13 protein-coding genes and 1 riboswitch are annotated in these 13174 nt (G+C 66.5%); of the genes, 9 read left to right on the forward strand and 4 right to left on the reverse strand.

The genetic code is table 11. The features are described from left to right. The first annotated feature begins 208 nt into the window (after positions 1-208). Complete coding sequence (gene metX, locus GGR36_RS13020; protein ID WP_183635169.1) at positions 209-1336, forward strand: homoserine O-succinyltransferase MetX; 1128 nt, start codon at positions 209-211, stop codon at positions 1334-1336. A 1-nt stretch (position 1337) separates the two neighbouring features. Next, positions 1338-1919: a methionine biosynthesis protein MetW gene (gene metW, locus GGR36_RS13025; protein WP_172201425.1), complete on the forward strand. Its 582-nt coding sequence runs from the start codon at positions 1338-1340 to the stop codon at positions 1917-1919. Positions 1920-1961: 42 nt separating this feature from the next. On the opposite strand, the gene GGR36_RS13030 is transcribed toward metW, so the two are convergent. Then, complete coding sequence (locus tag GGR36_RS13030) at positions 1962-2774, reverse strand: HAD family hydrolase (protein ID WP_183635170.1); 813 nt, start codon at positions 2772-2774, stop codon at positions 1962-1964. Positions 2775-2943: 169 nt separating this feature from the next. Continuing rightward, complete coding sequence (locus GGR36_RS13035; protein WP_172201427.1) at positions 2944-3333, reverse strand: VOC family protein; 390 nt, start codon at positions 3331-3333, stop codon at positions 2944-2946. A gap of 108 nt (positions 3334-3441) precedes the next feature. Between GGR36_RS13035 and GGR36_RS13040 the strand changes: the two genes are divergently transcribed. Further along, positions 3442-4323, forward strand: coding sequence for a LysR substrate-binding domain-containing protein (locus GGR36_RS13040; protein WP_183635171.1), 882 nt, complete (start codon positions 3442-3444; stop codon positions 4321-4323). A 20-nt stretch (positions 4324-4343) separates the two neighbouring features. On the opposite strand, the gene GGR36_RS13045 is transcribed toward GGR36_RS13040, so the two are convergent. Beyond that, positions 4344-5747: an aminotransferase-like domain-containing protein gene (locus GGR36_RS13045; RefSeq protein WP_183635172.1), complete on the reverse strand. Its 1404-nt coding sequence runs from the start codon at positions 5745-5747 to the stop codon at positions 4344-4346. Between the two features lie 125 nt (positions 5748-5872). On the opposite strand from GGR36_RS13045, the gene GGR36_RS13050 reads away from it, so the two are divergent. Both GGR36_RS13050 and GGR36_RS13055 read left to right on the forward strand, forming a co-directional pair. Continuing rightward, positions 5873-6280: a hypothetical protein gene (locus GGR36_RS13050; RefSeq protein ID WP_183635173.1), complete on the forward strand. Its 408-nt coding sequence runs from the start codon at positions 5873-5875 to the stop codon at positions 6278-6280. 5 nt (positions 6281-6285) lie between these two features. After that, entirely contained in the window at positions 6286-7194 is a 909-nt protein-coding gene (locus GGR36_RS13055; RefSeq protein WP_207064423.1) for an EamA family transporter, read from the forward strand. Here GGR36_RS13055 and GGR36_RS13060 read toward each other — a convergent pair. After that, complete coding sequence (locus tag GGR36_RS13060; protein WP_183635174.1) at positions 7170-7661, reverse strand: hypothetical protein; 492 nt, start codon at positions 7659-7661, stop codon at positions 7170-7172. The two genes, GGR36_RS13055 and GGR36_RS13060, sit on opposite strands and share 25 nt — an antisense overlap. Between GGR36_RS13060 and GGR36_RS13065 the strand changes: the two genes are divergently transcribed. The 4 genes from GGR36_RS13065 (at position 7660) to GGR36_RS13080 (ending at position 13118) form a co-directional block, all read left to right on the forward strand. Continuing rightward, positions 7660-7959: a hypothetical protein gene (locus GGR36_RS13065; protein WP_183635175.1), complete on the forward strand. Its 300-nt coding sequence runs from the start codon at positions 7660-7662 to the stop codon at positions 7957-7959. The two genes, GGR36_RS13060 and GGR36_RS13065, sit on opposite strands and share 2 nt — an antisense overlap. A gap of 170 nt (positions 7960-8129) precedes the next feature. After that, positions 8130-8224: riboswitch (TPP riboswitch) on the forward strand. Positions 8225-8274: 50 nt separating this feature from the next. Next, positions 8275-10188, forward strand: coding sequence for a phosphomethylpyrimidine synthase ThiC (thiC, locus tag GGR36_RS13070; protein WP_183635176.1), 1914 nt, complete (start codon positions 8275-8277; stop codon positions 10186-10188). 358 nt (positions 10189-10546) lie between these two features. Beyond that, positions 10547-12301, forward strand: coding sequence for a sensor domain-containing diguanylate cyclase (locus tag GGR36_RS13075; RefSeq protein WP_183635177.1), 1755 nt, complete (start codon positions 10547-10549; stop codon positions 12299-12301). Continuing rightward, complete coding sequence (locus GGR36_RS13080) at positions 12258-13118, forward strand: C40 family peptidase (protein ID WP_183635178.1); 861 nt, start codon at positions 12258-12260, stop codon at positions 13116-13118. Before GGR36_RS13075 ends, GGR36_RS13080 begins: the two co-directional genes overlap by 44 nt. Positions 13119-13174: the final 56 nt, after the last annotated feature.

Raw genomic sequence — 13174 nt, forward strand, 5'->3', positions numbered from 1 at the left:
GCGGGCCGCCAACAAGCGGCGGCCCCCGTTTTCTTTTCCGCCTTGACCGGACTGTTTGACTTCACGCCGCCTGCGCGTTAGTTTCCTGCCACTGCGCCGATTTGATCTACAGCTTGCGGGCGCATTACAAATCCGGCTAAAGCGAGGGCAGCCCGACCGTTTGCTCTCCGATGAGCCGGTCGGGTTTTTGTTTTTCTGACGGGCAACCATGACTTCTTCCGGATCCGTTGGCGTCGTCTCGCCGCAGACGGCGCATTTCGCAGAGCCGCTCACGCTGAAAAGCGGCGCGGTGCTGCCAGCCTACGATCTCGTCTACGAGACCTACGGCACCCTTAACGCCCAGCGCGACAACGCGGTGCTGGTCTGCCACGCGCTGTCAGGCTCGCACCATGTGGCGGGCACCTACGCCGGCAAGCCCAAGAGCGTGGGCTGGTGGGACAACCTCGTCGGCCCCGGCAAGCCGCTGGATACCACCAAGTTCTTCGTGATCGGGGTGAACAACCTGGGCGGCTGCTATGGCTCGACCGGCCCGACCTCGATCAACCCGGCCACCGGCAAGCCCTGGGGCGCGGACTTCCCCTTCGTGACGGTGGAAGACTGGGTCGCGGCACAGGCCCGGCTGGCCGATCTGCTGGGGATCGAACGCTTCGCGGCCGTGGTGGGCGGCAGCCTCGGCGGCATGCAGGCGCTGGAGTGGACGCTGGCCTTCCCGGACCGCGTGCGCCACGCCGCGATCATCGCCGCGGCGCCGAAACTCTCGGCGCAGAACATCGCGTTCAACGAAGTGGCGCGGCAGGCGATCAAATCCGACCCGCAATTCCACGGCGGCCACTACTACGAGCACGGCGTGGTGCCGGTGAATGGCCTCAAGCTCGCGCGCATGGTCGGCCACATCACCTATCTGTCGGACGACGCGATGGGCGAGAAATTCGGCCGCAAGCTGCGCCACGGCGAGCACAAGTATCACTGGGACGTGGAGTTCGAGATCGAGTCCTACCTGCGCTATCAGGGCGACAAGTTCGCCGGTTACTTTGACGCCAACACCTATCTGCTGGCGACCAAGGCGCTGGACTACTTCGACCCGGCCTTCGACTACGACGGCGACCTCGCCGCCGCGCTCGCGCGCGCCAAGGCCGACTTCTTCGTCGCCTCGTTCTCGACCGACTGGCGCTTCTCGCCGGAGCGCTCGCGCGAGCTGGTGTTCGCGCTGATCCAGAACGGCCTCAAGGTCAGCTACGCCGAGCTGGAAAGCACGGCCGGCCATGACTCCTTCCTGCTCGACGATCCGCAGTACCACGCGGTGTTGCGCGCGTGGTTCGACGGCATTGGAGTTTGAGATGTCTACCCGTTTCGACTTTGAAGTGATCGCGCGCTGGGTGCAGCCCGGCGATACCGCATTGGACCTCGGCTGCGGCGACGGCAGCCTGCTCGCCTTCCTGCGTGACACCCGGGGCATCAAGGGTTACGGCGTGGAAGCCGACCCCGATCGCGTCGTGGCCTGCATCCGCAACGGCGTGAATGTGCTGCAGATCGACCTTGAGAAGGGCCTCACCGATTTCAACGACGGCCAGTTCGATCACGTGATCATGAGCCTGTCGCTGCAGGCGGTGCACCACACCGAGAAGATCCTCGACGAGATGCTGCGCGTCGGCCGCGAAGCGGTGGTGAGCTTCCCGAACTTCGGTTACTGGAAGCACCGGCAGGCGATCCTCAACGGCCGCATGCCGGTCTCCGAGACCTTGCCCTACGAGTGGTACGACACGCCGAACGTCCGCTTCTTCACGATCGCGGATTTCGAGGCGCTGTGCGAGCAGCGCGGCATCCGCATCCTTGAGCGCGCCGCGTTCGACGAAGACAAACCGGTGGCCGAAGAGGCCAACTTCCTCGCCAGCATGGCGATGTACCGGCTGGCGCGCTGAAACACGGCCCGGCTCGCCGGGCCGCCCTGCACCACCTCGGGCTCAGGCCGCTGCGCCGGCCAGCAGGCTGTGGATCACCCGTTGCACGCCGCGCTCGGTATTGCAGGGCGCGCGGAAACGCGCTCGCGCCACCACCGCCGGATGCGCGTTCTTCATCGCGTAGGAGTGGGCGGCCTCGTCGAGCATTTCAAGGTCGTTGACGAAGTCGCCGAAGGCCATCGTCTGCTCACGGGCGATGCCCAGCGCCGCCTGCAACTGCTGCAGCCCGCGCCCTTTGTTGACGCCTGCCGCCATCACGTCGACCCAGCGCTCGCCCGATACCACCGCTTTGAGTGACGGACCGAGCGCCGCGAAGTGCGGGTAGATGTCGCGTTCGGCAGATCCCGGCACGCACAGGGCGAGCTTGAGGAAGTCATCCGCCACGGCGGCGAGGTCATCGACCACTTCCAGCCGCGGGTAGTACTTGGCGACCTCGTCGATGAATCCCGTGCCGCCGCGCTCGACATAGGCCGAGCGTTTGCCGCACATCACCGCGCCGACATCGAGGCCCTGCTGCACCAGCCCGCGCCAGATCGCCACCAGTTCGCTCACATCCGCGCGCGCGAGGCAGCTCGACGCCAGCTCCCGCTCGCCCATCATCACCAGCGCGCCGTTTTCCGCGATCACCGGCATCGTCGCCGCCAGCTCGGGAAACAGCGCCAGGATGCTGTGATACTGCCGCCCGCTCGCCGGGCAGAACACCACCTCGCGCGCCGCGAGCTGCGCCAGCGTGTGGGCGAAGTCAGCCGGCAGCTGCTTCTGTTCGTCGAGCAGGGTGCCATCCAGATCGCAGGCGATCAGTCGTATTCCGTTCATCTTTGTTCAACCTTGTTGCGTGTTCAGGGGGTTCGAAACACCGCGGTTTCTAAGCGAGACAAGGCGCGAACGAAAAACTCCAACGCCGCATATGCTTGATATGCAAGGCGGAGTTTTTCGTGAGCAACGCCGTATCGCGACGAAAGCGCGCGTGTTTCGCACAGCCCCTTCAGATCGTGACTTCGATTCGGTTGTCTTCCGGATCGAGCAGCACGTATTCGTAGTAGCCATCGCCGGTCCAGCGCGGGCCGTCGAGCACGCGCAGCCCTTCGGCCACGCTTTGCGCATGGTGCTGGTCTACCGCTTCCTGGCTGCCGACCGAGAAGGCCAGATGGATCAGCCCGAGACGTTGGGCCGCCACGCTGTCCTGACTGGCGGGGATGCCGGGCATCGCCATCAGCTCGAGCCGCGCGCCATCGGCGAACCTGAGGAAGTACGAGCGGAAGTCCTTGCGCGTGTTGTGGTAACGATCGCCGGCGGTAGCGCCGAAGCGCGTTTCGTAGAAACGCCGCTGTGCTTCAAGGTCCGCCGCCCAGATCGCGACATGCTCGATCTTCATGCCTGAATCCTTTCAACCACGCCCCGTCAGCGGGGCCATGACTGCATCTTGCGCGGCCAACAATCAAAAGCCAAACTTGTATTTCTTCTGTTTTTATAAGTTCTACTTGTGATCAGAACCCTGCTGCATCATCTGCCGGGCTTTGCTGCGGTGGCGCGCCATGCGAGCTTTTCCAAGGCCGCCGAGGAACTGGTACTGACGCAGGCCGGCGTGAGTTACCAGATCCGCCAGCTCGAAGAACGGCTGGGCTTTCCGCTCTTCATCCGCGGCCATGGCCAACCGCTCAAGCTCACTGAACGCGGCGCGCTGTTGCTGGAGGAGTACCGGCTCGCGGAGAAGTCGATCGAGCGCACGCTGGACATGATCCGCGTCGGCAGCGAACGCCAGCGCATCCGCGTCACGGCGCCGGTGGACCTCGGCAGCTGCTACATCACGCCGCGCCTGCCGCAGATCGAGGCACGCGGTCTGATCGTCGACCTGCATCTGTCCGACCAGCCGGTTGCGCTGGTCGATAGCCGCTTCGACCTCGCAGTGCGCAACGAGCCGAACGAGGAGAGGCTGGTGCACGAACCGCTGCTGACCAGTGCGAACGTGCTGGTGTGCAGCCGCGCTTACGCCGACGCACACGGCATTCCGGACACGGTGAGCACGCTGGCCCGCCACCGCCTGCTGCTGCGCAATGCCGAGCGCAGCCACAGCTGGGGTGATCTGCTTGCGGTAGCGGGGCTGGAACTGGCATCGCTGGCCGATACGCGGGTGCTCGGCAACAGCTTCGCGCTGCTCGAAGGCGTGCGCGCCGGGCTGGGCATCACGCTGCTACCGCGCTATCTGGTGGCCGAGCAGATCAAGCTCGGGCGCCTGCTTGAGATTCCGCTGGCGGACGCCAAACCCGCCGCAACCGGCTTTTACCTGAGCTACTACCCGTCGGTTACCGCGCGGCTGTGGGCCGCCGTACTGCTCGACTGCCTTGCCAGTGCCGACGCCGTCTAGCGGCCGCTCCGGATCGCGCCTCAGCCCGGCCCGTACTGCGACAGGAAGCGCTCCAGCCGGCGATCGCCGCCGTAAGCGATGTTGATGCGGAAGTACGGCGAGGCCTGCATCTGCGGCCTGAACGTTTGCCCCGGCGCGAGCAGGATGCCGGACTGTGCCGCTGCGTCCACCAGCGGCGCGGCGTCCTCCACGCCGGTCTTGCGTACCCACAGGAAGACGCCAGCCGAGGGCACGTAGGGTACTTCGCAGCCAGTGCGCTCCAGCATCCGCAGCGTGCTGGCGCGCGCGGCGTCGAGCCGTTCGCGCAAGCGTTCGCAGTGGCGGCGATACTGCCCGCCGATCAGCATGCCGTGCACCACCGATTCGTTCATCTCCGGCGAGGTGTTGTTGGTGAGCAGTTTCAGATCACGCAAGGCCGCGATCAGCGCGGGGTTCGCGGCCACATAGCCGACGCGCAGATCGGCCGAAATGGTTTTCGAGAAACTGTTCACGTAGATCACCCGCGCAAGCTGGTCGAGCGTTGCGAGCCGCACCGTCGGCGTGGGCTGAAAGCCGCCGAACACGTCGTCCTCCAGGATCGCGAAGTCATGCTGCTCGGCACAGCGCAGCACGCGGTGCGCGACGGCCGGCGAGAGATCGGTGCCGGTCGGGTTGTGCAGCGCCGACTGGGTATAGAAGAAGCGCGGCTTGTGCTCGGCCGCGAGCCGTTCCAGCGCCTCCGGGTCCGGCCCCTGCGCGGTGCGCGGCACGCCGATCAGGCGGGCGCCTTGCAGCCGCAGGTTGCCAAAGAAGGCGTGGTAGCCGGGGTCATCCACCAGCACCGCATCGCCCGGGCGCACCAGATGCCGCGCCACCAGATCCAGCGCCTGTGACGCGCCCTGCGTCAGCAACACCTGTTCGGGCTGGGCCGCAACGCCGCGTGCCGCCAGCCGCACGCAGATCTGCTCGCGCAGCGGCAGGTAACCCATGGAGTTGCCGTAGCGGGTGAGCCGCGGATTCTCTTCGCGCGCAATCGCCCGCAACTGGCGGCGGATCTCCTCCTCAGGCAGCCACGAAGGCGGCAACCAGCCTGCGCTGGCGCGCAATTGTTCGTCCGGCGCATCGAGCCCGCTGCGCACCACCCAGGCCACATCGAGCGCGCGATCCGGCACAGGCTCCGCAGCGCGCACCGGCCCGCTGTCGTCGCGCGACTGCACGTAGAAGCCGGAGCCGCGGCGCGACTGCAGGTAGCCGAGCGCGACCAGGCGTTCGTAGGCCTCGACCACGGTGAAGCGGCTCACGCCGTAGTGCGTGGCGAACTGGCGGATCGGTGGCAGCCGGCTGCCGCCTCGCAGCAAGCGGTCGTCGATCTGCTCGCGCACGCCGCGCACGATCTGCTCCACCAGCGGCAGGCTGGTCGATGTGTCGAGAGTAAGGCTCAGCATGGGGTACTCCGCGTGCAGGTGTCATGGCGAAACGACCGATACGGTCCCGCACACACCACAACAAGTGTCAGGGTTCAATGCGCCAAGTGTCCGGTATTGTCCGTTCAAACGCAACGGAGGTCACCATGTCGCAGCTCCTCTCACAACACGCCCGCTCGCAACGGCGCCCCCGCCCCTTACGCATCGCACTTGCGCTGCTGCTGCCGCTTTGCGCGGCCATCGCACACCCGGCGCGTGCCGCCGACCGCCCGGAAGTGCTGTGGACCGAACAGCAAGTGCTGTTCTGGGCCGAGCCGCAAACCGGCGCGGTGCACGCGGTCGGCATCCGCCATGGCGTCAGCGAATTCGGCGTGCTGCGTGCGTCGCAGCGGCGCGCGGTGACGCAGCTCTCGCTGGATGCGCAGCACGCAGTGCTTACCGTGGAGGGCAACGACGCGATCTATCGCTACGACGCCCGTAGTCTGCGCCTGCTCAGTCGCGACACCACCCGCGTCGCGCGGGCCGCGCAATTGCCGCACCGCTGGGTGGAGTAAGCGCCGTGCGCGAACACACCCTCGGCAGCGCCTACCTGCTCGGCTTCCTCGGCGTCGCGAGCTTCAGCCTCACGTTTCCGATGACGCGGCTCGCCGTCGCGGAGCTGGACCCGGTCTTCGTCGGCCTCGGGCGTGCTGTCGTGGCGGCTGTGCTCGCCCTGTGCGTACTCGGCTGGCAAAAGGCGCCGCGTCCGTCGCGTGCGCAGGTGCAAAGGCTGATCATCGTCGCACTGGGCGTGATCGTCGGTTTTCCGCTCCTCAGCGCGTGGGCGATGCAATCGGTGGATGCAAGCCACGGCGCAATCGTTGCGGGCCTGCTTCCGCTTGCAACCGCGGCGGGTGCCGCGCTGCGCGCCGGTGAGCGACCAAGCGCCCGGTGGTGGGGGTGCGCAATCGCGGGCAGCGCATTGGTCGTCGCGCATGCCCTGAGCGCGGGCCACGGCCAGATCGGTACGGCGGATCTCGCGCTGGTCGGCGCCATGCTGTCCGCGGCACTGGGATACACCGAAGGGGCGATGCTGGCCCGCGAGATGCCACCGGCACGCGTGATCTGCTGGGCACTGGTGATCGCCGCGCCGGTGCTGGTGCTCGTGCTGGCGTGCTACCCGGTGAAGTGGTCGGCTGCATCGCCACAGGCATGGGGCGCGTTTGCCTACGTCAGCGCGGTCAGCATGTTCCTGGGCTTCTTTGCCTGGTATGGCGGACTGGCGCGCGGCGGTATCGCGCGCATCAGCCAGATCCAGTTGCTGCAACCCTTCCTGACCCTGCTTGCCGCAGCCACCTGGTTCGGTGAAACCGTGGCGCCGCAGAGGTGGGCGCTGGCGGCCGGCGTGGTGGTCTGCGTCGCGCTAGGCCGTCAGGCGCCGGTCGCCACGGCCCGCTTCGCACTTCAGGGCAGCACGAAGAGCCGATAGCGCCGCGGCAGGCCCGGGCGGTATTCGATACGCCCCCCACTGGCAACCGGGCCGGCAAGATTGGGGTCGCGGGTGTAGACCTTGATCGTGCCCGAGGGGCTGGCCAGCAACGCATCGGCATCGCACAGGATCGCGCCGCCATCGAAGCGTTTGGTGGCGCACTTTGACAGCCAGGCCGGGCCGCGAATTTCGGGTTCCGCCTTGGCCACCGGTTCGGGCGGTGCGACGGGCTCTCCGGCGTCGGCCGAACGCACTGCGGCAACGTCAGCCGGCTTTTCAGCCGCTTTCTCGGCGACCTTGTCGCCGGCCTTGTCACCCTTCTTCGGTTTGGTCTTGGCGGGTTTGGCCGGCGCCGGCTTGGGTGCAGGCGCCACCGGCTCAACCGACGAAATCGGTGCCGGCGCGGCCGCCGGCGGGGGCTCCGGTGCGGGCGGCGGGGGCGGCTCCGGTGTCGCACAGCCGGCCATGAAAAGCACGCCGATGACGCACAAAACCTGGACTCTCGAAACCATGATCCTGTTTCCGATCCTCTTGAACCGTCTTGCTTATACCACCACCATCCGGCCGGCTTCGCGCCGCCCGATCAAAGGTCGGCCGCAGGCTCCGGACGGCGCGCGATCACCGCGGCGCCGAACTCGAGGCCGGCGGCAATTGCGGGCAGGAAATCCACACCACCTGATGCCCGCGCTTGCTGACGTGGTCATCGATCAAGGCCATCTTTTCACGGTCGCAGCGTGCATCGTCCCAGCGGGCATCCGGTTCTGAGGGTGTCGTACAACCCGATAACCAAGCCAGCGACGCGCACGCCACGCAAGTTGCAAGCATTCCGGCCATCGGCACCTCCGCCTCGGTTGATCTGCCCCCTTCCAGCGTAGTCCAACGCCGCGCAGGTGAAAGGCCGACTTGCCAGCCCCAGCCCCATTCGTTAGCCTGCGTCCTTTCGCCAGGGGTCCCCGACGCATCGGGGTGAGAGACACCCTCTGCACCTGATCCGGGTCATGCCGGCGTAGGGAGGCGAAGCCGCCACCGGGCACCCTGCCCGCCTGCCTGCTTCCTCCCCGCCCCAAGAGAGGAAGCACCATGAACGCCAAAGAACAATTCATCGCCTCGAACGCGCATGTCGACGAGGCCGCCATCCAGCCGCTGCCCAATTCGCGCAAGGTGTACTTCGAAGGCTCGCGCGCCGACATCCGTGTGCCGATGCGCGAGATCATGCAGGCCGATACGCCCACTGCGTTCGGCGGCGAGAAGAACCCGCCGATCTATGTGTACGACTGCTCCGGCCCCTACACCGATCCGGCAGTGAAGGTGGATGTGCGCAACGGCCTCGCCGCGCTGCGCGCGAAGTGGATCGAGGAACGCGGCGATACCGAAGTGCTGCCGCATCTGTCGTCGGACTACGGCCGTGCGCGTGAAGCCGACAAGAAGCTCGACGAACTGCGCTTCAACCTTCAGCGCAAGCCGCGCCGCGCCAAGGCTGGCGCCAATGTCACGCAGATGCACTACGCCCGCAAAGGCATCATCACGCCGGAGATGGAGTTCATCGCCATCCGCGAGAACCTCAACCGCGCCGCCTACATCGAGTCGCTCAAGGCCACCGGCCCCACCGGCGAGAAGATGGCCGCCTTCATGGGCCGTCGTCACCCGGGGCAAAGCTTCGGCGCCGCGATTCCGGACGTCATCACGCCAGAGTTCGTGCGCGACGAAGTCGCCCGCGGCCGCGCCATCATCCCGAGCAACATCAACCACCCCGAGAGCGAGCCGATGATCATCGGCCGCAACTTCCTCACCAAGATCAACGCCAACATCGGCAACAGCGCGGTGTCCTCATCGATTCAGGAGGAAGTCGACAAGCTCACGTGGAGCATCCGCTGGGGCGGCGACACGGTGATGGATCTCTCGACCGGCAAGAACATCCACGAAACGCGCGAATGGATCCTGCGCAATTCGCCGGTGCCGATCGGCACGGTGCCGATCTATCAGGCGCTGGAAAAGGTGAACGGCAAGGCCGAAGACCTGACCTGGGAGATCTTCCGCGACACGCTGATCGAGCAGGCCGAGCAGGGCGTCGACTACTTCACGATCCACGCCGGCGTGCTGCTGAAGTACGTGCCGATGACCGCCAACCGCATGACCGGCATCGTCAGCCGTGGCGGCTCGATCATGGCCAAGTGGTGCCTCGCGCATCACAAGGAAAACTTCACCTACACGCACTTCGAAGAGATCTGCGAAATCATGAAGGCCTACGACGTGGCCTTCTCGCTTGGCGACGGACTGCGCCCCGGCTCGATCTGGGACGCCAACGACGAAGCGCAGCTCGGCGAACTGAAGACGCTCGGCGAGCTGACGCAGATTGCGTGGAAGCACGATGTGCAGGTGATGATCGAAGGCCCCGGCCACGTGCCGCAGCAGCTGATCAAGGAGAACATGGACCTGCAGCTGGACTGGTGCGACGAAGCGCCGTTCTACACGCTGGGCCCGCTGACCACCGACATCGCGCCGGGCTACGACCACATCACCAGCGCCATCGGCGCCGCACAGATCGGCTGGTACGGCTGTGCCATGCTGTGCTACGTCACCCCGAAGGAGCACCTCGGCCTGCCGAACAAGGACGACGTGAAGGCCGGCATCATCGCCTACAAAATTGCCGCCCACGCCGCCGACCTCGCCAAGGGTCACCCGGCCAGCCAGATCCGCGACAACGCGATGAGCAAGGCACGCTTCGAGTTCCGCTGGGAAGACCAGTTCAACCTCGGCCTCGACCCCGACACCGCGCGCTCGTACCACGACGAAACCCTGCCGCAGGAAGGCGCCAAGGTCGCCCACTTCTGCTCGATGTGCGGCCCGCACTTCTGCTCGATGAAGATCACGCAAGACGTGCGCGACTTCGCCGCCGCGCAAGGCGTGTCGGAAGAAGAGGCGCTGAAGAAGGGGATGGAAGTGAAGTCGGTGGAGTTCGTGAAGACCGGCGCGCAGGTGTATCACAAGGTCTGATTCACCCCGCTGAGCCAGCGAAAGGGAAGCAATCGCGGCCCTTTCGCGATTAGTAGCCCGAATGCAGCGTAGCGAAATCCGGGGACACCGCGTCGCGCACCATGCACCCCGCATCCCCGCCGGCGACCAACATCCGGGCTACTCGCTTGCAGCACCTACACCGAAGGACCTTCTGAATACCGCCAGATGCGCAGGCTCGTTTGAGCCAAACAGCCGATTCGCCACACCCGCGCCTAGTCGGCACCGTGCGAGACAGCCCGGACGATTCCTTTGTCAAAACAGGCGTCTATCTGCTTTAGAGCAAGAACAATAGCGGGCGTCGAGACCATGCTTGGCGGTCTTCCCGTGTTGCCGCGACATGCACCTCCTCCGCCATCTGCTCCTGGCCGTACTCTGGCTATGCCCGCACCTCGCTGCGGCGCAGACGGTGGAGTTTCGCCTCGAGCGGATGCGGCCCGGGTTGGAGGCGAGCGAAAAATCGGTGCTGTCGGGGGCGCTCGACGGGCAGTTCGACGCGGTCGCGCAGGCGACGCTGAACACGCTTGATCGTGACACCTGGTTCCGCATCATTCCGTCGTCTGACTGGCGGTCGGACTCACCGCCCGTGCTGGTGGTGCAGCAGACGCGCTTTCAGCGCTTCACGGTGTTCCCGTCCGGTGGCGGGCGGCCGACGACGCTCAGCGCCTTGCAGGCGGACTTTCCGGGCGGGCAGACGCGCGGCGTGCTGATCTTCCCCTTGGGCGACGGCTTTCGTGCCGGCCAGCCCCTGTATCTGCGGGCCCGGTTCGAGGGATCGCCTACCCTCCTTGTGCCGCGGCTGAGCATCACGAGCTACGACGACGCGCGTGCCACCGCGATCATGCATGTGCGCCTGAGCGCGAGTTGCTTCGCAGCGCTGATGGCGTTGGCGCTGTGTGCGATGTGCGTGTGGCTGATCGTGCGCGAACGCCTGTTCATCCTTTACGCCTTCCTGCTGGGATGCCAGGGCCTGTACGTCACGCTGATCACCTATGACGCCTACGCGCTGCCGGGGCTGGGCGCTTTGGTGCGGTATGGCGTTCGTCCGACCTTCCTTTTCGCCGTGCTGGCCTGTATCGCCGCCGTCAGCTTCGCGCGCATCATGACCAACGCCGACCAGATCGCACCGCGCATTGCGTGGCTGTTCCGCGCCCAGCAAAGCCTGTTTGTGCTGCTGTTGCTGGTGATGCTCGCCACGCCTTATCGCGCTATCGCAACGCTGTCGGCCATCGGAAACGTGCTGATCATGGCCAGCACGATGACCATCGTCGCCGCGGGCGTGGCTGGCTGGCGGCACGGCAGCCGCGCCTCGGCTTTCTTCCTGCTCGCCTGGCTGGTGATGCAGGGCTTTACCTTCGCACGCGCGCTTTGCGAAACGGCTGGCCTGCAGAGCAGCAACCTCATCGTGTACGGCTTTCCGCTCTCGATGGTGGGTTCCGGCATTCTGCTGGCGCTGGGCCTGGCAGACCGCATGCGCGAGATGCGTGCGGCGCTGCGCGACGCACAGGCCCGGGCCCACACCGACGCCCTGACCGGCTTGCTCAACCGGCGCTGCATTCTCGAACGTCTTGACGCCGCGCGTACGCAATTCCGTGACAACGGCGAGCCGGTGTCGGTGCTGTTCGTGGATCTCGACCACTTCAAGGCGATCAACGACCACCACGGCCATCTGGCGGGTGACGCCTGCCTGCGCGAGGCCAGCCGCCGGTTGCTCGCCACACTGCGGCACTCCGACGCGGTGGGCCGCTACGGCGGCGAGGAGTTCCTCGTCGTGTTGCAGGGCGCCGACCGCACTGCGGCCGCAGCGATCGCCGAGCAACTGCGCGCCGCGCTGGCCAGCGCCCCGGTGCAGGCCGAGGGCGCACAGATCGATCTGACCTGCAGTATCGGCGTGGCCAGCACCGGCAGTGACGCCCTGTCGGGCGAAGACCTGATTGCCCGCGCCGATGCGGCGCTTTACGCGGCCAAGCGCGACGGACGCAACCGCGTCGCGCTTGCGCCGGATTCATCGCTGGTTGCCCCCGACCCCGCGCAAAACGAAGGAGCGCACATTGACCGCCTCAGCCATCCCCCTCTCTGCCGTACGCCCCGGTGATGTACTGCTGCACGGTGGTGTAGGGCCGCTGTCCGACCTCATCGCGTGGGCCAGCAACTCGATCTACAGCCACGCGGCCATGGCGCTCGACGCCGACACCATGATCGAGGCCGGCGCCACCGGCGTGATCACGCGACCGATGTCGACACGCCTGACCGACACCGCCCACTACACCCTGATCGACGTCTATCGCTTCGGCCCGCCGGGCGCGGGGCTGAACGCGGCGCAACTGGCCGCGCTGGAGGCCAAGGCACGCGCCTTCCTGGGCACGCCCTATCCGCTCGACAAGCTGTTCGAGCTAGGTGTGGTATGCGCCGTGCGCAGCCAGCTCGACTGGCCCGAGCCGCTGCGCTGGCTGCTGCGTGTGGCGCTGGACCATGTGGTCGAAAGTGACCCGAATCAGATGGTGTGCAGCGAGTTCGTCTATCGCAGCTATGCCGAAGCCGACACCCAGCCAGCCGGCGCGCTGCGGCCGGTCATCGAAGTGGTGGAGCAGAAGCCAGCGCCCTTCCCGCATATCGACTGGATCGCGCTGATCGAGGAGTACGAAGATGCGCGTCATCACTCGGTCAACCGCGCGCTGCCGGCGGCCCCCTCCGCCCCGCGGGCGGTGGGCACCGCGGGGCCAACGGCGGCTGACCCGCACATCGCGGCGCAGGCCGCGCTGATCCGCGCACGCCGCGCCAGGCCAGCCACGCGCAGCCTCGCGGTCAAAGAAATCATCGACCCCTTCCCCAATACCGCGACGGTCAGCCCGCAGGACTTTGCCGCCAGCCCAAGCTTTTCCCTGCTGGGGCGCGTGCTGCCTTCAACTTGATCAGCTAGCAGGGCTGGAGCGCTCGAGCACCATGGGGCGCCGCCAAGACGGCAGGC

The organism is Niveibacterium umoris (genome assembly GCF_014197015.1).
GTDB lineage: Bacteria > Pseudomonadota > Gammaproteobacteria > Burkholderiales > Rhodocyclaceae > Niveibacterium > Niveibacterium umoris.

Bases quoted from the DNA above. Each gene is read 5' to 3' on its own strand.
- metX (WP_183635169.1), top strand. From the start codon at position 209: ATGACTTCTTCCGGATCCGTTGGCGTCGTCTCGCCGCAGACGGCGCAT.
- metW (WP_172201425.1), top strand. From the start codon at position 1,338: ATGTCTACCCGTTTCGACTTTGAAGTGATCGCGCGCTGGGTGCAGCCC.
- GGR36_RS13030 (WP_183635170.1), bottom strand. From the start codon at position 2,774: ATGAACGGAATACGACTGATCGCCTGCGATCTGGATGGCACCCTGCTC.
- GGR36_RS13035 (WP_172201427.1), bottom strand. From the start codon at position 3,333: ATGAAGATCGAGCATGTCGCGATCTGGGCGGCGGACCTTGAAGCACAG.
- GGR36_RS13045 (WP_183635172.1), bottom strand. From the start codon at position 5,747: ATGCTGAGCCTTACTCTCGACACATCGACCAGCCTGCCGCTGGTGGAG.
- GGR36_RS13050 (WP_183635173.1), top strand. From the start codon at position 5,873: ATGTCGCAGCTCCTCTCACAACACGCCCGCTCGCAACGGCGCCCCCGC.
- GGR36_RS13065 (WP_183635175.1), top strand. From the start codon at position 7,660: ATGAAAAGCACGCCGATGACGCACAAAACCTGGACTCTCGAAACCATG.
- GGR36_RS13060 (WP_183635174.1), bottom strand. From the start codon at position 7,661: ATGGCCGGCTGTGCGACACCGGAGCCGCCCCCGCCGCCCGCACCGGAG.
- thiC (WP_183635176.1), top strand. From the start codon at position 8,275: ATGAACGCCAAAGAACAATTCATCGCCTCGAACGCGCATGTCGACGAG.
- GGR36_RS13075 (WP_183635177.1), top strand. From the start codon at position 10,547: ATGCACCTCCTCCGCCATCTGCTCCTGGCCGTACTCTGGCTATGCCCG.